Annotated in this window: 20 protein-coding genes; 3 read left to right on the top strand and 17 right to left on the bottom strand. The window is 31.0% G+C overall.

What is annotated here, in order from left to right:
- Nucleotides 1–285: 285 nt before the first annotated feature.
- From ACJJV4_RS04680 to ACJJV4_RS04640, 9 genes are all read right to left on the bottom strand, one after another.
- Complete coding sequence (locus ACJJV4_RS04680) at nt 286–915, bottom strand: NAD(P)H-dependent oxidoreductase (RefSeq protein WP_405292309.1); 630 nt, start codon at nt 913–915, stop codon at nt 286–288.
- A 31-nt stretch (nt 916–946) separates the two neighbouring features.
- Nucleotides 947–1,918, bottom strand: coding sequence for an alpha/beta fold hydrolase (locus ACJJV4_RS04675; protein ID WP_405292308.1), 972 nt, complete (start codon nt 1,916–1,918; stop codon nt 947–949).
- A gap of 4 nt (nt 1,919–1,922) precedes the next feature.
- Complete coding sequence (locus tag ACJJV4_RS04670) at nt 1,923–2,348, bottom strand: DoxX family protein (protein WP_405292307.1); 426 nt, start codon at nt 2,346–2,348, stop codon at nt 1,923–1,925.
- A 60-nt stretch (nt 2,349–2,408) separates the two neighbouring features.
- The gene (locus ACJJV4_RS04665) at nt 2,409–2,960 is read right to left on the bottom strand and encodes a carboxymuconolactone decarboxylase family protein (protein ID WP_405292306.1); all 552 of its coding nucleotides are present in this window, start codon (nt 2,958–2,960) and stop codon (nt 2,409–2,411) included.
- A gap of 75 nt (nt 2,961–3,035) precedes the next feature.
- On the bottom strand, nt 3,036–3,620 hold the full coding sequence (locus tag ACJJV4_RS04660) for a TetR/AcrR family transcriptional regulator (protein ID WP_405292305.1): 585 nt from the start codon (nt 3,618–3,620) through the stop codon (nt 3,036–3,038).
- 104 nt (nt 3,621–3,724) lie between these two features.
- On the bottom strand, nt 3,725–4,204 hold the full coding sequence (locus ACJJV4_RS04655; protein WP_405292304.1) for a DinB family protein: 480 nt from the start codon (nt 4,202–4,204) through the stop codon (nt 3,725–3,727).
- Nucleotides 4,205–4,384: 180 nt separating this feature from the next.
- Nucleotides 4,385–5,170, bottom strand: a complete 786-nt coding sequence (locus ACJJV4_RS04650) for a DUF6503 family protein (RefSeq protein ID WP_405292303.1) — start codon at nt 5,168–5,170, stop codon at nt 4,385–4,387.
- Between the two features lie 2 nt (nt 5,171–5,172).
- The gene (locus tag ACJJV4_RS04645; RefSeq protein WP_405292302.1) at nt 5,173–5,769 is read right to left on the bottom strand and encodes a peroxiredoxin-like family protein; all 597 of its coding nucleotides are present in this window, start codon (nt 5,767–5,769) and stop codon (nt 5,173–5,175) included.
- Between the two features lie 191 nt (nt 5,770–5,960).
- A complete protein-coding gene (locus tag ACJJV4_RS04640; protein ID WP_405292301.1) occupies nt 5,961–6,548 on the bottom strand; it encodes a Crp/Fnr family transcriptional regulator in 588 nt (195 codons plus the stop codon).
- Between the two features lie 497 nt (nt 6,549–7,045).
- Between ACJJV4_RS04640 and ACJJV4_RS04635 the strand changes: the two genes are divergently transcribed.
- The 3 genes from ACJJV4_RS04635 to ACJJV4_RS04625 are packed head-to-tail and all read left to right on the top strand — an operon-like array spanning nt 7,046 to nt 10,314.
- Complete coding sequence (locus ACJJV4_RS04635; RefSeq protein WP_405292300.1) at nt 7,046–7,897, top strand: hypothetical protein; 852 nt, start codon at nt 7,046–7,048, stop codon at nt 7,895–7,897.
- 33 nt (nt 7,898–7,930) lie between these two features.
- Nucleotides 7,931–9,166: a hypothetical protein gene (locus ACJJV4_RS04630; protein ID WP_405292299.1), complete on the top strand. Its 1,236-nt coding sequence runs from the start codon at nt 7,931–7,933 to the stop codon at nt 9,164–9,166.
- A gap of 38 nt (nt 9,167–9,204) precedes the next feature.
- Nucleotides 9,205–10,314, top strand: a complete 1,110-nt coding sequence (locus ACJJV4_RS04625; RefSeq protein WP_405292298.1) for a hypothetical protein — start codon at nt 9,205–9,207, stop codon at nt 10,312–10,314.
- 666 nt (nt 10,315–10,980) lie between these two features.
- Here the strand turns inward: ACJJV4_RS04625 and ACJJV4_RS04620 are convergent.
- The 8 genes from ACJJV4_RS04620 to ACJJV4_RS04585 all read right to left on the bottom strand — a co-directional run bounded on the left by ACJJV4_RS04620 (nt 10,981) and on the right by ACJJV4_RS04585 (nt 17,737).
- The gene (locus ACJJV4_RS04620; protein ID WP_303403038.1) at nt 10,981–11,565 is read right to left on the bottom strand and encodes an isoprenylcysteine carboxylmethyltransferase family protein; all 585 of its coding nucleotides are present in this window, start codon (nt 11,563–11,565) and stop codon (nt 10,981–10,983) included.
- Between the two features lie 53 nt (nt 11,566–11,618).
- Nucleotides 11,619–12,035, bottom strand: a complete 417-nt coding sequence (locus ACJJV4_RS04615) for a Fur family transcriptional regulator (protein ID WP_303403036.1) — start codon at nt 12,033–12,035, stop codon at nt 11,619–11,621.
- 2 nt (nt 12,036–12,037) lie between these two features.
- Complete coding sequence (locus tag ACJJV4_RS04610) at nt 12,038–14,224, bottom strand: TonB-dependent receptor (RefSeq protein WP_405292297.1); 2,187 nt, start codon at nt 14,222–14,224, stop codon at nt 12,038–12,040.
- Nucleotides 14,225–14,264: 40 nt separating this feature from the next.
- Nucleotides 14,265–14,582, bottom strand: coding sequence for a DUF6660 family protein (locus ACJJV4_RS04605; protein WP_303403032.1), 318 nt, complete (start codon nt 14,580–14,582; stop codon nt 14,265–14,267).
- Between the two features lie 368 nt (nt 14,583–14,950).
- Nucleotides 14,951–15,520 (bottom strand): GNAT family N-acetyltransferase, encoded by a 570-nt coding sequence (locus ACJJV4_RS04600; RefSeq protein ID WP_405292296.1) that lies wholly within the window; start codon nt 15,518–15,520, stop codon nt 14,951–14,953.
- A gap of 171 nt (nt 15,521–15,691) precedes the next feature.
- A complete protein-coding gene (locus tag ACJJV4_RS04595; RefSeq protein WP_405292295.1) occupies nt 15,692–16,591 on the bottom strand; it encodes a hypothetical protein in 900 nt (299 codons plus the stop codon).
- Nucleotides 16,592–16,825: 234 nt separating this feature from the next.
- Nucleotides 16,826–17,248, bottom strand: a complete 423-nt coding sequence (locus tag ACJJV4_RS04590) for a hypothetical protein (RefSeq protein ID WP_405292294.1) — start codon at nt 17,246–17,248, stop codon at nt 16,826–16,828.
- A gap of 3 nt (nt 17,249–17,251) precedes the next feature.
- Nucleotides 17,252–17,737, bottom strand: coding sequence for a hypothetical protein (locus tag ACJJV4_RS04585; protein ID WP_405292293.1), 486 nt, complete (start codon nt 17,735–17,737; stop codon nt 17,252–17,254).
- Between the last annotated feature and the right edge of the window lie 1,360 nt (nt 17,738–19,097).

Raw genomic sequence — 19,097 nt, 5'->3', positions numbered from 1 at the left:
AAAAATTCCCAAGTATTTTAGATTTTCCAAGTTTTATAAATCAAAAGTGTAGATTTTGATATTTTTATTTAATGCATCTTTTGCAAAAAGTTCAGCAGCTTTTGAGTAATCAGTATACAATTTCGATTTGGACTTGATTTTAGTTTTGGATTGAATTGTTGACTCTGATTTTGGTTTAGTTTCTCGTTTTTCCTTTTTTCCACTATCAAGAGCAAATAATGAATGTTGTTAGTAATATGAATATAATTTTTGACATTCTCAATGCTATTGTTACCTGCTGGGTATTTATATAGACTCAAACAATGTTTCTTTAGATTTACGAACTTTTGGAAAATGTTGATTTTTATCTTCACTAGAACGATACCCTACTGCTGCTAATACTACTGCATCTAATCCTTTACTATCTAAATCTAATAGTTCACCTACTGCATTAGGATCAAACCCTTCCATAGGGCATGCATCAATTTTTAGTTCCGCACAGGCATTTACCAAATTACTTAATCCAATGTATGCTTGACGGGAGTTCCAAACTCTTCTAATCTCTGGTAACTTTTTAGCTACTGAACCTTTTATAAACGAAACATAGCTTTCTAACTCAGATATATCTTTGTTATATGCTTTGGATTTTAATTCAAACAGCTCATCCACATGTATTTCTTTAAGGTCTTGATAACTACAAAAAACAAAAAGATGAGAAGCATCTGTTATTTGTGCTTGTCCCCATGCTGCAGGTTTTAGTTTTTCTTTTAACGCTTCATTCTCAATAATGAAAACTTTGTAGGGTTGTAATCCAAAAGAAGAAGGGGATAATCGGATAGCCTCTTTAATAAGTTCAATATCTTCATTACTTACTTTTTTTGAAGGATCAAACTGTTTTACGGCATAACGCCAATTCAAATTGTTTATTAATTCCATTTTAATTACTTGTTTATGAATTTGATTAAAATTAATTTTTCTGTGTAAATTTTGTAATAAGTTCTGCGACCTTACCTGAATGTTCTTCCAATAAAAAATGACTACCGTCAATTAAATGAGTTTCAACGTTTTTTAAATCTTTTGCATAAGCTTTTGCTCCCTCTACACTAAAGAATTTATCATGTATACCCCAAACAATAATGGTAGGAGGTTGATTATCTTTCAAGTATTTTTGCCATTCTCCATATTTATCAAAGTTACTTCCGTAGTTATTTAGTAATGTTATTTGTATTTCATTAATGCCCTCTCTTCTCAAGAGTGCTTCATCTGTCAAATATGATATAGGATCAATTTTTGAAGAGTCTTTAACTCCACCTAAGTACATCTCTTTTAATCCCTCTAAAGACATCCACCAGTTCTGCATTTTAAGTACGCCTTCAGTATCTCCAGCTTCAAGCATAGTACTATACTTTTTAGCCCATTCACCACTTAATCCTTCAAAATATGCATTGGCATTTTGTACAATAAAACCTTTAATTTTTTCTGGACGGCGATGTGCCATTCTAAACCCAATTGGGCCTCCATAATCCTGCATCATAATGTAATAAGAATTTAAATTTAGCTTATCAACAAAAGCATCCATTAGCAAGGATATATTGTGAAAAGTATATTCGTATTCCTTTATAGATGGTGCGTCACTGAAACCAAACCCTGGATAATCTGGTGCAACAACATGAAAATCTTTTGCTAATTTTTTCATTACATCTCTATACATTAATGAAGAACTTGGAAAACCATGTAACATTAATATGGTTTCTTTAGCAGGATCTCCTACTTCTCTATAGAAAATAGAAAGCCCATTAACTTCTATTTTACGATGGGTAGTTTCTAAATAATTATTGGTTTTATGATTAGTTACTTTATCAGAATTATCAGTTAAATTTTGTGAATTAACTGTACCTATTAATCCTAGAAATAGGATGAACAAAATTGAGTTTTTCATAATTTTATAAGTTTTTTAATTTAATGTTTGAATTGAATAAACGTTCAGAGAGTGCATGTTTACCAGCTCCAGTGAAGTAAATGCTCAATGCGGTAAATAAAAAGAATAAGTTGAGTTCTATTTTAAATGCACCATATTGATTAAGCTCAAAACCTGCCCAACCATATGCCAGATAAATAGTCATCACCATGGTAAATGAAATTAATAAAGAGGCAGACCTTGTTAATATTCCTAGAATTAAACAAATTGGGGCTACGACTTCCGCCACAGGTACGCCCAACCATAAGAACTCTGGCAAATTTGCATCTGACAAAACTTTTCTGACAAAATCATGTCCGTCAACAACTTTTTTTATTCCATGAAATAGGAGCAGTCCTCCCACAGTTATCCTTAGAATTAATAATCCGATATTTTGATTTATACTTTTCATAGTATTGTGTTAATGACCCATTGTGTTACCATTGTAACACAATGGGTTTGTTAATGATATTTACGAAATGGTCGTAAGCTTTAATTCCGGAGCGGACGGAAAATCGACAGGTACACCCGTTGTTCTATGCAAGTAATTAGAAATGGTTTTAAGCCCTACTAGTTCAATGGTGTCCACTAAGTTTTCTTTGGTATAACCTGAGTTAAAGAAGTTTTCTATTACTGCTGGGTCAGTCTTCCCTCTGTTTTCTGTTACATTTTTAGCCAATTTTGCCAATGCATCTAATTTGTTATCAAAAGAAGCTTGTCCTTTTCTTATTTCTAGAATTTGTTCATCTGTGAAGCCACTCATTTTTCCAATAGCTGTATGCGCTGCCAAACAATAAAGGCATTCGTTTACTTGACTTACAGCGAGGTTTACCACTTCTTTTTCTTTATTATTCAAAGAAGTATTTACAGCGCTAAAATCTAAATGATTCTTTAATGCATTTTCACTATGTGCATAGGTGGCATATAAGTTTGGTAGAAAGCCTACCTTTTTCTCCAGTTGTTCAAAAATAGCCTGATTCGTTGGGCTCACTGTTTCTTTTGTTGGTACTTGAAAATTTATCATTGTTTTAAAATTTTAATTATTAATTAATTTATAGTTTTATTTTGTACTAAACGTTACAAAATTGATTAAAAAAACTTATCGTAATATTTTTAAATTCATATCAATAAGTTCTTGTATTTGCTCTTTATTTGAATTGGTTCTTTGCGTAATATTTATTCCATTCCACAAGTTCACAAGATATAAAGCAATCATTTTTGCAGTTATTTTAGTTTTTAGCTCTCCTTCTTGTTGTGCTTTGGAGATTGCTTTTTCTATACTAGCTTCCATTTTTGACAACAGATTAACAGAGATCTCTTTTGTTTCCTCATCAAGGTTACCCATTTCTATAATTGAATTACCAAAATAGCATCCATTTTCTATTTTAGCGATAGGACGGGTAGCAATCGATTTAAAAAAAACTTTAAGATACTTTATCGGATGTTCACTTTGTCCAAGTTCTCGATTAAAGCGATGTATCGTATTTTCCATCTGTTGTTTCAAGGATTTTTGATAAAGTTCCCTCTTTCCTCCAGGAAAGGAACGGTAAAAACTGCCTTGTCCAATATCCATAGCACTCATTAAATCCTGTGCAGATGCCGCAGTATATCCTTTACTCCAGAATACTCCTATTGCGCTGTCAATAAGTTCTTCGTCTTTATAATGTTTGGGTCTACCTGCCATCTTTATTATTTAATAGTTTTATCAATATCCTAATACTAGTTAAATGTTTCTTGTTATTATGTTTTTATCTTTAAACCAAGATTATTCTAATTTATGCTACATACTTAGTCTTTTAAAAATATAAGTTGACCTAAATGATAATTTAGATGATTTGTGCGACTTAAAACAACATTCAGTCTATTTCGATGTGGCTCTTTGATAAAGTCCTCAGCAGAAACTGAGCCATGTTTTTGAAGCCATTCGTTTACTGTTAAATTGTCGAAATGCGTTTGTAATTTAGAATTTACTGTTGTCCAATTTTGACGTAAATCCGCAACCTTATGAGATTGGATTTTTGCACTATCAGGATTCTTTAAAAAACTATCTTTTAATTCAGGATACATTGATTTTTCCAAATTCAATAATGGAAGTAACATATCATTAACAGCTATTAAGTGTCCCAATATATAGAGACCTGTATTACGATTTGGTGCTACTTTCGTTAATAATTTTTCTTCAGATAAATTATCAAATAAAACGTTGGCTCGTGCAATGGTTGTAGACCAATTGTTAAGCACTATTTTTACTATTGTTTCATCGTTCATTTTGACACTATTTTTAATTCTTTGTTTTCTTATAAGACATATCTAAACACCTTCAATTATACACCTTTTTTTAAGGTTTGTCGTTATTTTGTACAAATCATTACAAAATTAATTAAAAATATTTAAATATGTCTTTTAAGTTCATTGAAATTCTTAGGAATTTTTATTAACTAAAATGGTTTATAAAGACTTTTGAATATTATTTAAATCAAAACCATTATTAAATTTGATGTTTTTAGTAAATTGTTCAGTCCAAGTTTCCTTTATAACTTTTCCATCCCAATTAGCCGGTGCATATTTGCGATAAGTTGTCACGTAAATTCCATTTATTTTCTCGTACTTAACTTTCATCAGGCTTGGATCCTTTGCTCCAAAAGCCAGTGCTGTGTATAGAAACTGATCAATTCTATAGGTTTTTGGATTAATATACAAAACGTATTTATCACTAGCATCTCCTACGTTTTCTCCAAAAGTCATTTCAACAACTTTATAATTAATTCCATCTACATTTCTTGATGGTAACAATTTATGATTAACTCCTGGATCTAATAGTTTAAACATCATTGCAAACCAATAATAGTTTGTCTTTCTAAGTGAATGACCTATATAAGCGGGCTGTTGTTCCGTAATAACTTTACCATCCAATTTAGATATGGTTTTACTGCCGTTAAAGAATTGTGTATGAACTCCTTTCATTTGTGGAATAGCATAAACTTGTCTTTTGGTATACTGGGCAAAAGAAATCTCTTTATTGAAAATGTACCTTTCTTTAGAAACGTCTTCAATATTGTTTGCCAAGACCTTAAAAGTATAATCAAAGGATATATCCTTTAACTTATGTAATGCATTACTTCCGCCATTGGCATCTACTACTTTCGTAATTAATTCTCTAGCGTCTTGCGCTTGGATATTTGTTGCAAATAATACCAATACAAACGCTGTAATTTTAATGAATTGCATTTTCATTTTTATTTATTTAAAGCGTTAATAATATCAGAAGCTTCTACTCTATTTCTGTAATCTCCACCTTCAGATTTTGCAAAAGAAACAGTTCCATCTTGTTCAATGACAAATGTAGCAGGTACAGGAATCTCACTATTTTCATCTGCATAAAAACTATCATAATCAAAACCTAATTCATTCATTTTAGCTAATGATTTTTCAGGATTTTTATGAACTGTAGTAAATTGTTTGGATACAATATTTCCATTATCACTTAAAACCTCATATTGAAGTGCATTCTTCTCTTTGATACTCATAGACTGGTCAGGAGTTTGAGGAGAAATAGCAATCATTGTTGCTCCAGCTTTATTCATTTCTGGTAGTACGGCTTGATACTGAACTAACACTAAATTACAGTACGGACACCAAGTACCTCTATAAAAAGTAAGAACAACCTTTTGATTTTTTAGAATGTCATACAAATTAACAGGTTCGTTAATTGCATTTGATAACGTGAAATCAGGTGCTTTATCTCCAATTTTAAGCTTTAAAATAGAGCTGTGTTCCTCATGTAGCGTTTGGGCATCATTACCAAATATCTCAAGTGCTTCGGGAGGAAGCATGTTTGAAAGATTTCCCTTAAGTTCTTTTAAGCCTTCTTGATAAGAAGGAATTGTTGAATTGTCCATTTTGATAAATTTTTATGATTATATTATTAAATTATATCACAAAGTTGCATCAATTAAATAACAATAAAAATGAACTATGACAGGAAATAAGGTTGAACTATGACAAGCTATAATCTTGAACTGGTTCAAGATTTCTTAATGGGACGAGAGCGTATTTTGCTTAAAAATTCCGCCGAAATACCTAAATAAGAAGCTATTACATATTGGGGAACTCGATTTACAATGTGTGGGTATTTGTTTGCATATGTCAAATACCTTGCCTCTGAAGTGTTTCCAATATTACCTACAATGCGTTTTATAGAACTAGCTAAGGCTCTTTCTGTAAGAAATCTGAAAAATTGACTCAGACTATGAATTTCTTTACAAAGCCTTTCTACATCTTGGTGTTTCATTTGAAAAATAACACAATCTTCTAATGCTTCTGCAAAATGTGTCGCAGGTTCTTGATGAATTAAACTTGCAAAATCTGAAAAAAAATAATCTTCAATGGCGATACTTACAGTTTGTTCTTTTCCATATTCATCAAAATGAAAAACCCTTACCGCACCTTGAACAATATAATTGCGATATTCACAAATGTATCCTGGTTGAATAATAAATTGACGTTTCTTTATTCTGGTAGTTTTTATTATTGATGTGAATTGTTGCTTTTCATCCTCTGATAATTGAACATATCTGGTTATGTTATTTAGAATACTTTTGTATTTATCCATTTATATTTTTTTGCTTGCAGGTAACAATTGTATATAGTTAATACTAACTATATATATCTTATATGATCAATAAGACCTTTACTTAAGGTGTTATTAAAGCTATTTGTTTTTATAAATTATTTATGATATAAAATTCAAAATGGAAGCATAAGCTTATTTAATCATTTCGAGATTCTTTAGGGAAGAATATTTGTTAAATATATTAAAAGTTAATCATAACAAACACCTCGGATAGAATAAATTTTCAAACTGAATTTGTTTTGGAGTTTAATATTAATTGTATTGATTAAATAATCATATGGGATAATGAAGATTGTTTTTTGTTTCAAGTGTTTCTACTTGTTTTTAAATCAAGGGTTTATACTCTTTTAGGCAGGTGTTTGTCAACCTATATTTACACTTTGAGATAGAGATAATGATTTGGTTGTGATTTTATAATAGTCTCTATTCAAGAAAAGGAATATAGTTTTCATCTTAATTAAATAAACTGCACTTTTATGGGTTTTGCAAATCTTGCTCCGTCTAAGAAATTCACCTTAAGTTTTAAGAATATTAATGTGCTATCTAAAAATATTCAAGTATTCAACAAAAATATTAAAATGCACTCTAAAATTAATACACTTTCTGGAACGGCCTATAATTTTGCTGTGGATATCAGAGATCGTTTAGTACCTAAGCTAGAAACAATAGGTTCAGACTTAGAGGCTTCTTTAAATGTGGCACAAATGGAAACTAAAGCTTTTGGAGAACATATGATTCAATTATGTGACGTTTTGCAAAAACCTCAAGTAGATATCACCCTATTAAAAGGAGCTTTTTCAACAGCAATAGCTCAATCAAATTTAATTAATAAAACGATTAAAGAAGGCATAACCAATGATTTAGATTTATATGAGCAACAACTCAATAAATTAATTTCAGAATTAGGTAGTGAGAAGCTAGCAATAAAGGATGATGATCAATTATTAAAAAACATGCGAAATGAAATTATTCAAAAAATTAAAGCAAGAACTCATACTGTTTCTGGGGTGATAGAAACTATTTGGGATGCCGTTACTTTTCAATTAGAAGATAAATTAAAGGCTGATGAACGTGCTCTAGCTCAAATTCAACTACAATATAATGCAAACTCTATAGCTATAGGAGCGGCAACTAGCATTGTGGGGAGTGTAAAAAATTTTGTTAATGAGTTGGATAATCAAAATAGATTTTGGGATAATTTATCGAGTCTCTTATTGTCATTAGAAACGGATATACATGCACTTGTAGATACACATGATAAAGACATCGCAAGTCTATATATTGATTTAGTAGAGACCGACTGGGCCGCAATAAAAAACATTAAATAATCAATTAAATATAACTTAAAATTAATAACTATTATGGGAACTTCAATTACTGAGAAAGGATTTAAAGCCTTAGTGCCAGGAAAGGCATTTGTGAAAGGAACATTTAATATCGTGGCATTTCAGAAAATGATGTCACACTTTATTAACTACGTTCAACAATGTCCTATTCCAAGCATTGTTACTAGTAATTCAAAAGGGAAATTAGACCCTGACGTAATATTACAACTAGACGCCATAAATGTAAGTTTAAAAAATCATTATGTCAAGATTCAAAATGATTCACAAAAAGTTTTAATTAAGGTACATGATGCCGATGCAGTTCTAGGTCAAATATGGCATTTTTCACGAATAGGTGGGCTTTCTGTTAAGGCTATTTATAATGCTGTAAAAGCTAGCTCGAACCCATTGAGTCCTGAAACTATAGGAAAGGTTTCTAAATACTTAAATAGTATAGATAAGTCATTAGCTGATCTTGAATCTAAAATTCCAGCGAATTCTTTTGATGCGATACATAAGGAACTTAATAGTGATGTTAGCAATTTAAATTCTGATTTTACCAATATGCAAGGAGCTATACCATATGCTGACGGAGCAAAATTAGATTTATCAAACCTAACGGAATGCCAAGCAGCACAAAAACTGGACTCTCAAATAAATTCATTAAATAATGATATTGGTAATTTACAGGCAGAAATTGCTTGGGAAACGGTAGGTCAGGTGGCTATTGGTATCGTTGGCGGTTTAATTGCTATTACTAATTTTTGGAATCCTGTGGGTTGGGCAGCAGCGGCAGGTGTAGGTGTCGGGGAAGCAGAATTAACAATGGATAAAGCAAAAAAGATGACGAAGGTAGACCTTGAACAAACCCAAGTTTTTGTTTCTCAAGCCGAAAAGTCCATTCTCTTGCCATATTTTGCTTGTAAGCAATATGCTTCCCAAATTAAGGCTATGGTGTCAGGATTAGAAAATTTGTCTCAAGGTATAGGGAATATAAGAACTTTTATAAATGCTAGTCTTCAAGATATGGAAGGTTTTATAAGTGACTTAGGTGATGCCCAAAGTTTAGAATTAGATTATGGTTTAGTAAGTGGTGATTTTACCGAACTCACTAGTTGTATTCATAACCTTATGGGGCCAGATGCTTTTGCAAATGACCCTGTGATAGACCCGAAATGGGGAACAATGGCTAATGATGGTAAATGGGCTCAGATTCTTTCAGATCCTAATTCTCCTTTTTATATAAAGTTATTGGTGGATAATAAATCATAGTATTCAAACGAAATCTGACTAATATTAAATTTAAAATAATGGGAAAAATAGATTTTTTACCTCACGACGATATTATTGAAATGATTCCAGCTATGGCAACTATTCAGTTTACTAGAAACTTTGCTGATTATGTTGAGCAGCTAGCTATTCCTAAATTAAGCACAACTGGTATAACAGATATTCAATTAGTTGGTGAAATCAACATGTTACAAAAAAAAATAAATGATGAATATCCACATATTCAAAGTTTATCTGGTGATTGGTTTGGTATAACAGAGAATAATATCACTAAAATATTTACGGATTTGCAACATTTTGCTAGCGTAGAATTTCATAGTTATTACGAATACATACACCATCATTATACAGCTGGTAATCACAAACGGCTTAGTAAGAGTTTGCAAAAACTTAAGGATCTTTTGCTAAACAAACAGTTGAATACTAAGAAAGCCTTAAGTGCATTAGTAATTTACGAAGGTGATCTTACATCGTATAAAGTAATACTAGAGGCTGCCTACAGTACTGCTAAAAATTCATTAAATAGTTTAACTAAAATCACTGATGATTTGGAAAGTAAAAGAGCAGAATTGCAAACTAAACTTAAAGCTAATAATAAAAAGGTCTCAGAGCTTGCATTGAATGAAGCTAAAGACGTAGTGAAAAATGGAGTAGCTATTGCTCTAAGTGCAGGTTCTAAAAAGTATGGAGATGCTATAAAAACAGGTGCTATTTTGGCTATGAATGCTGTTGAGGCTGGTGTTAGTGTGATTGCTTTGGATATTGATTCTATTAAGTTAATTAATGAAATTCAAAAGTTAACTGAAAAACTCAGTCCTATAGAGCGTGATTTACAAGTTCTTAATAATGCTGTGGCTGAAATGGCTTCTATTAATGAAAGTCATGAGTTTTCAAAAAGCATAGTGACTAATTTAGAATGCTATTGGGATAATTTACATAATTATGTTTCAGGTCTATTAAGTGATGTTAATAATGGTAAAAAATTAGATTTACCGAAACCTAAAAACTTAGAACAATCATGGTTAGATACGATTGCTAATCCAATTAATAAAATAATGAGTGTGAGTAATTTATCGTCACTAGTGGAATGGGATTTAAATGATGTAAAACTAAAATCTTTGAGTTCTTAAAGGGTGGTACTCTCAAGTATAATGGAGTATTAGATTTTGTATTACTGATTTTTTCAATTTCTTAATGCTTATAGAATGAAAGAACTGTTTCTTATACTGGTTATGCTAATCTTTATAGAATGATGATTCACAGCAAAGATTTTAATCAAAACAATACTGTTTCAGTATTACTAAATTAAGCGTCAAACGAACGTTCGTTTGACGCTTAATTTAGTTTTTTGGCAGTTTTTTTAAGATAGAAGAGTGCAGGAGCTTAAAATAATTCTAAGTATGATAGTATTTTTGTTACTCATGTAGATCATAAGTTTTATAGCCCGAATTTGATGGGGAATTATTCAAACAGGATCTAGAGTAATAATAAATTACTTACAACGGTTTTGTATATGATACGTTGCGTGTATAAGCAACTAATTTAGCAAATAAAAACGGAATAGAATATTCCGCAGGAATATTCGTAAGTAGGCTAGAACTAGCAATGGATTATATACTTTGTTGTGCATAGTGCTTTTCACGTTCAGCTTGGTTTTCAGATGTTTGTTATTTAGTTCAAATGTTAGCGTTGGCAAGACATACTCTTTTACAGTTTTGACGAAGCTTGGATGATGCGACTGTAAATGTGTATGGCTTATGCGTTGGCAATTCCGAATAACTATTTTAATTCTATAACTAAATCCATCTCCTTACTTTTTCAGCGTATTCTATATATTCATTTCCGAATTCACGTTTTAAAAATTCTTCTTCCAATCGTATTTGTGTATTTATGCTTAAAGTAGATAATGAAATTATTAGTAATGTAAATGCATTAGGAATTACAAGGAATAACCCAATATTCGTAATCATTATTCCTAAAAATATAGGATTTCTTGAAATTGAAAATACTCCTTTTGTTACCAATTTGGTTTTGTTGTTTTCATCAATTCCGATTCTCCAAGAATTTGCCATTTGGCTTTGAGAAAACCAAACAAAAATCAGCGATACTAACAAAAGTACCCATCCAATTTTCTGTAAAGTTTGATTTTCCAAATACCAAAAAGGGAGTAAATATACATACCATTCTTCTTTGAAAGCATAGATTCCTACAACAATTAGCTCAAGAACTGTGATAAATGTAAAAACCTTACCATTATAGTCGTGTGCATTATCTGTTTTTTCAAATGTGAATGGATTTATTCCAGTTTTTTTCCAAAGTAATACAGACCTTAAAACAAAGACCAATAAAAAATACAATATGAGATAAGCGAATAATAACATAATTTCTAATTTTATGTAAAAATGCTATAATAACCAATGCAATGGAAGTGCATTTATTGTCCGCTACATTTATCGCAAATACCTTTTACAACCAAGTTTACGTTTTCTGAAACAAATCCATCAGGCACTTTTATTTGAGGGATTTTATGTTCAGTTAAACAAATGGTTTCATTACAGTTATTACAATGAAAATGCAAATGCAAATCGGTTTCAATCTCACAATTACAACCCTTTTCGCACAAAGCATATTTCGTAATTCCTGTGCCATCGTCTATTTGATGCACAATCTCTTTTTCTTCAAATGTTTTAATAGTTCTGTACAATGTTGTTCTATCTGCTTTCTCAAAAGCATTTTCTATATCGCTTAACGTAACTGCAACTTGTTTTTCGGCAAGGAACTTATAAATTAATAAACGCATTGCAGTAACTCGAATATCTTTTGACTCTAAAAATTCTTCAATTGTTTTCATAATTAATCGTGGTCTTCGTTCCCAAACGGTTTAATAATAATTCCAACGCTAAAAATAAAACCGTCTGTTGGTGCATAGATTTCTGGAAATTCTGGATTTTCGTGTGGTGGCAAAACTAAAGGAGAAAACCTACTTTGTCTTCTGTCTGTGAAATTTTCAAAATTCACAAATGCACTACCAAATTTAAAGTTTCTCATTAAAAGTAAACCCATTGTTACGAAATCTGTAGTTTCTGTTCCGTTTGATAGAAATTGTTTTCCTGTGTAAAAAGTTTCATAACCTATACGCCATTTTTCAGATTCGTACATTAAAACACTTCCTGCATTATGTTTTGCAGTTAATGGTTTTTGTGGATTTCCAGCTAAATAGTTCAATTTTGTATCTATAAAAGCATAATTTAAAAACCATCTAAAATCTTTATAAGTAAACTTAATATTTGTTTCTGCTCCTTTGCTTAAAATTTCATCAGTTGCATTTTCAAATGCAAACATTCCGCTGTCAGTACTATTTAACAGCAAACCGTTATTAATAGCAGTAACGTAAAAAAGTTGATTAATAGAAAAACCAATGTTTTCAAATAAACGTGTTTGATAGTTGAAATCAAGATTTACACCATAGGAACGTTCTGCTTTTAATGAAGACTTATCAATGCCAAGTACATTTTCAAAGTTTATAAATTCAGCCTCTTCCGTAAAAATATCTGGAATTTTGTAACCTAAACCACCACCAATTCTGCTTGAAAATCCGCTATCATTTTTATAAAGCAATGAAATTTTTGGAAGTGGAAAAAAGCCAAAATCAGTATTGTAATCTGCTCGCAATCCAGTTTCTAAAATCCAATTCTCGGAAAGGTCATAAATATTGTTAGCAAACATTCCGTAAGTGATGTCTTTTTGGTCACGTTGTAAAGTTGCATTATCATTTTCGTCAAAGTTTGAAGTATATAAATTTGCTCCAAAAATCCAATCTGCTCTTGATGTTTCTCTTTGATAAGTGATTTCTGTAAATGTGTTCGTTTGTTTACCATCAAAATTGAAATTGGGAATCGTTAAATTTCTATCGAAAAAGGATACACTATTTTTAATGTTTAAAGAACTAATAGAATCTATTTGAGTTTTGTAAACTGCTTGACTACTCAATCTTTTTGAAATGTTTTCCTCTGTGTATTGATGAATTCCATTTTCGCCACTTTCTATTTTAGTAATGTCTCCACCAATTCTATCGTCATAAGTTCCGTTTAGACCTAACCAAAACGTAGTTTTGTCAGAAGGATAATAAAAGAATTTTGGATTAAATGAAATAGATTTAGTTTTTGGTAAATTACTAAAACCATCATCTTCTGGGTCATAAGCTTTTTGATAGTGACCTGAACCGTAAAGCGAAATACCAAACTTTTCATTCCGTTTGCTGTAAAATACATTTGCAGTACTTCCTAATGCTTGTGTTTGTGTAAGCATAATGTCTAAAGCAGGTTCTTCGTCTGGTGTTTTTGATACCATATTTATTAAACCTGCAATTGCTCCACCACCATAAAGTGTAGATGAACTTCCTTTAATAATTTCAAATTGTTGCAAGTCTAAAGGTGGAATTTGTAAAATACTCAAACCACTTGAAAAGCCTCCATAAAGTGGAAATCCATCTCTTAAAAGTTGTGTGTAACGACCATCAAGACCTTGAATTCTAATGTTTGTACTTCCACTACTTAAAGATGTTTGTTGCATTTGTATTCCTGTACTTTCACGTAGAACCATTGAAATATTGGTTGGATTCATAATTGCTTTTTCTCCCAATTCCTCAACTCCAATAAATTCAATTCTTGTTGGAATTTTTTTTACGGTTCTTGTACTTCTTGAAGATTGTAATACAACTTCATCCAATTCGTTTCCACCGCTTTTTAATTTGAAAATCAAGTCTGAATTACTTGGGATTTTAATAGTTGTTTTTAGAGTTTCAAAGCCTAAAAAAGAAACTATGATAATATGTTCGCCATTCGGAATTTCGTTAAAAGTTGCAATTCCGTCAAAATCCGTTACTGCTCCTTTTTCTGATTCCTCAAAATAGACTGTTGCACCTAATAATGGCTCGTTTTCAGTTTCTGAAACTACTTTTATTTGTAGGTCAGATGTTTGTGCTTTGGCAAAAAAGCACATTATAATCGTGAGCGTTACGCTCAATATGTATTTATTCATTGAAAATGTAAATATTAATTAACTTAAAGATTTTGAACTTTTAGCTAATTAATTGTGGCGGTTGCCAGATATTGGAAAGAAAATTAAATCTGTAGATTGATTGATAATCAGATAATATTTCTGTAGAAATTTGATTGTTTACACCTAATTCAAAAGTTTGAATTGGTTGATATGTAATTGCGATTCCACAACAATTACAAATACAAGTTATAGGACAAGTATCATCACTATCATTTTGATGATTGTGTTCAGCGCTTATTTCGTCTTTGTGCAGGTCTTCGGCATTATTTCCGTCAGAACAAGGTTTGATTGACAAAACAAGTATTATTAATGATAATATGATAGTTATAAATTTCATTGGCACAAAGATAAATAAATTTCAATGCAATGGTGTTGCAAAGTTCTTTATTCCGATTGTCAAGAACGGATTTAGCGTTGGCAAAGAAACAGCTCTTTTGTTTTTTTAAGCGTTGGCTTTTCGCGTTGGCAAAAAAAATAAATGTACTGTTTGTGCGATGGCTTTTTTAGTTCAAATGTTGATGTTTAGCACGATTTCCGTATTATGCACAACGTTTATGTATAAGGATAGTTGCGGGTTTGTATGCGAGGATTTTCCGAAGGAAAATCAGATGCAGGCAAACCCGCAATTGCCATTGTTTTAGCACTAAACCGCAATTATTTTTATACGGTGTTATGCCACGTTTTTATTTCTTCCTTTTGGATATATTAAATTTTATTTTTCCATTCTTCTTTAAGTATACTGTAGACATAAGTTCCTTTGCTTTCTCCGTAAGATTGGATATTGTAATTTCTTAAAAGTCCTTCTTTAAAAGCTCCAATTTTTTCTACCGCCTTTTGAGATTTTATGTTATTTATGTCTATTTTAAATTCAACTCTTCGTAGATTTAAATTGTCAAAACAATAGTCTAAAAGTAGTCCTTTACAAATTCCATTAATACCAGTTCCTTGAAATTTTTCACCAATCCAAGTCCAACCTATTTCTAGTCTTTTACTTTGAAAACTAATATTTCCAAACATTGTCAATCCGATTGGGTTATTATTTTTCCGATTTATAATTATTAAAGGGTATAATTCTTTTTCTTTTTTTGCTTTCAAACAGAAGTCGAAATAATCGATTAAATCATTTCTGTTTTTTACTCTTGCTCCAAATTCGCCTAATTCTTTATTGTAACTTATTTGCTCAATTGAGTCAATATCATTGATTGATAAAGGACGCAATAAAATTGAATCATTTTCAAGAATCAATTCTGATGAGAAAAATTTTTCTAAGGTCATTTTTTTATTTGCGTAATTTTTGGTTAATGTGGCATAACGTTTATGTATAAGAATAGTGCGGTTTTGTGTGCGAGGATTTTCCGCAGGAAAATCAGACGTAACAAAAGTGCACGGACTCTTGATTAAGCACTAAACTAAGCATTATTTTTATACGGTGTTGTAAAGCGTTTTTTATTCTTTTACTTTCCTAAATATTTTTTCCAAAGTTGGTTTGTATTTTGTGTATTTCCAATAGGATTCATTTCTTAGAATAGATTCAAGCAATAAATTATCTTTCTCTTTTCCGTATTTTTTCTTTTCCGATAAGCACAAGGAATGGTACATTAAAGTTTCAATGTATTTATTTATATAGTAATTTTTATAACTTTCTTTTGGTTTTCTTTTGTCGGTCGTTAATTTAAAATCCTTGAAGTTTAAGTCGGTAAACCTGTAATATTTAATTCCATTGTATTTAGGGTACTTATTAATATAATTGAGAGCCTTTTTATAATTCGGTGGTTTAGGGACATTAATATAACCCCAAATCATTGTGCCAAAAGTTCTCATACTTGTTAAGAAAAATATTCCTTTTTCTATATCATCAGAGAGATTGTAGTCTCTTAAATTAAGATTAACCTCTGATAAATCAAATGGTTTGTTTTTATTTCCAATTGCAGAGAATAACATACCATAATAACAAGAAACTAATTCGTGATAATTTGTATTTTCACTTCTAAGAGAATCAACTATTGCCATATTGTCTTTAGCCTCAGCTTCGTGCATATTCCAATTTACACCCCGAATTATGTATAAACTTTTTAAGGTAACTGAGTCTGGCTTAGTTAAAAATTCAGTTGTTAATAGTTTATTATTGGATGTAACAACTTCCGTTATAAATTTTTTAGCTGTTAATAGTTTTTTTGATGGAATTGATTTTATTTCTTCATAAACATTACTTGGTGGGTCACCTCTAAAATGAAAATTTTTATATGTTTTTGCTAAATCTACTAAGCCTTTGTCATATTCATTATTCTGACTAAAAACATTTTGAGAAAACGCGATTATTAAAAAGTAGATGATTGTTTTTTTCATATGTAGATTCGTTTCTTAAATGCTTTACAACGTTAAATATATGGCAAGTTGGGCAGAAAATAAGCGATTACTTTCGGGTAAGCCACAAGCCAAATCTTTTGTATTTTGTTTTAATTTTTCTCTTTAATACCAAATCAAAAGATTTGGCGACTCTGCAAATAGAAACAGACCTTTTGATTAAACACTAATCGCTCAATTTGCTATATATATAGTGTTGTGGTGTCGTTTTTATTTTCACATTCCCACAGTTTCATAGATATAACTAATGCCAGTTTTAGGATTTCTTAAATATCTTGAACGTTCAAATTCGTCTGTTTGGTCTTTTGCATAAATCAGATAGTTTTGGTCAGGTTTAAACCATTCTGGCAATTTAGCCCAACTTTGCCATTCGTTTCGAACCGTATCAACTTCAAGTCCGTTAAATTCAACAAATTCGTCAAACCATTTTTTGTCCGATTTGAATTTAAGGAATAACTCATATTCGAGTGTAAAATGAGGTGATTGATAATATTCGCCTTTAATCAATTCAATTTCTTTCGGTGGTTCATTGCCAGACCAATACTTGTATGCCTTTTCAGCATTTTTTGTTTCTGTTGAGAAACAGCTAACCAAAAGGAAAACAATCCCAATCAAGGATATTTTTTTGAATAGTTTCATTTTTTATTTTTCAAGATTTATTATTTTCTCCACATCAGATTTATAGTTTTTAATAACCATATCTATTTCTTCCTTATCAGATTTTAGTTTTTGCGATAACTTTTTGTGTTTGTAGAGATTTTGGTAACCTGTGGAAATAAAAAAAGCTCCAATTAAGTAAATCAAAAAAGTGCCTATGAAATAGTGCCAACTAGAATGATTAAATTCCATTTTAAAAGTTTGTTCTAATCTCGAATAACTTCCAATTATTATAGCTAAACCAATCACACAGAATAGAGAGAAACTTATGTAAACAGATGTTTTCTTTTTATTGACTAACTCAATTTCCTCTAATAATTCAGGTAGATAATCTTTAAAATCATTACTGAATTTTAAATCAGAACAAAAATCTTTAAAATCGGGTTTTTTGTCTGTCAAACCACATGTTAATCCTTTTTTTAAATCTCTTTTAGGATACTTGCATAACTCACAATGTCTAGTTTTAATCATTTATTTGCAGGTTATTGAAATGCACCACAACGGTTACGTGTAAGAATAGTGCGTAGTTTGTGTGCGAGGATTTTCCGCAGGAAAATCAGATGCAAGCAAACACGCATTTACTCTTGATTGAGTACTAAACTAAGCATTATTTTTATACAATGTTGGCATGCGTGTTTTTTTGTCGGACTTATTTTACGACAAATATGCGTTTGAATTTAGAAAAGTGAGAGTTTTTTGAGCACGAGTAAAGTCAGTCGCGCGTAATCTTTGCGTTTCGTTTGTCAAAAGTCAGATGTTTTGCGCAAGAGTAAAGTCAGTCGTACGCAACAGTTGCGCTTTAAATGGTCAGAAGTCAGTTGAGTGAGTTTTTTAACCACTTTTAAGCTCGTTTATATATTTTTTCGAGCTGAGTGAGACATGAATGCCAACGGTTACGTATAAGAATAGTGCGTTGTTTGTGTGCGAGGATTTTCCGCAGGAAAATCAGATGCAAGCAAACACGCATTTACTCTTGATTTGGTACTAAACTAAGCATTATTTTTATACAATGTTGGTATACGTAGTTTTATTTTCTCACGAAACTTTAGATTTATACTTGAGTTTTTTTTCGCAACAAAGATCAGTCCGAAGCAGCAGTTTCGTATTGCTTTACACGAGTCAGAATTTTTAAAACACAAGAGTAAAGTCAGTCGCGCGTAAACTTTGCGAATTACTTGTCAGAAGTCAGTTTTAATTTTTTATTAGTTTTAGTTCTCAAGAGTGAAATTAGTCATACGCAACAGTTGCGTTTTGGTTTGTCAGAAGTCGGTTGAGTAAGATTTTAAAGAATTTTTTTTAAACCACTTTTGAGCAGTTATATTTTTTTTAGAGCAGAGTGGACTATGGATACCAACGGTTACGTATAAGAATAGTGCGTTGTTTGTGTGCGAGGATTTTCCGCAGGAAAATCAGATGCAAGCAAACACGCATTTACTCTTGATTTGGTACTAAACTAAGCATTATTTTTATACAATGTTGGTATACGTAGTTTTATTTTCTCACGAAACTTTAGATTTATACTTGAGTTTTTTTTCGCAACAAAGATCAGTCCGAAGCAGCAGTTTCGTATTGCTTTACACGAGTCAGAATTTTTAAAACACAAGAGTAAAGTCAGTCGCGCGTAAACTTTGCGAATTACTTGTCAGAAGTCAGTTTTAATTTTTTATTAGTTTTAGTTCTCAAGAGTGAAATTAGTCATACGCAACAGTTGCGTTTTGGTTTGTCAGAAGTCGGTTGAGTAAGATTTTAAAGAATTTTTTTTAAACCACTTTTGAGCAGTTATATTTTTTTTAGAGCAGAGTGGACTATGGATACCAACGGTTACGTATAA

This window comes from Algibacter sp. Ld11 (genome assembly GCF_045066735.1).
Lineage (GTDB): Bacteria > Bacteroidota > Bacteroidia > Flavobacteriales > Flavobacteriaceae > Algibacter.
This window is presented reverse-complemented; position numbering and strand designations above follow the sequence as displayed.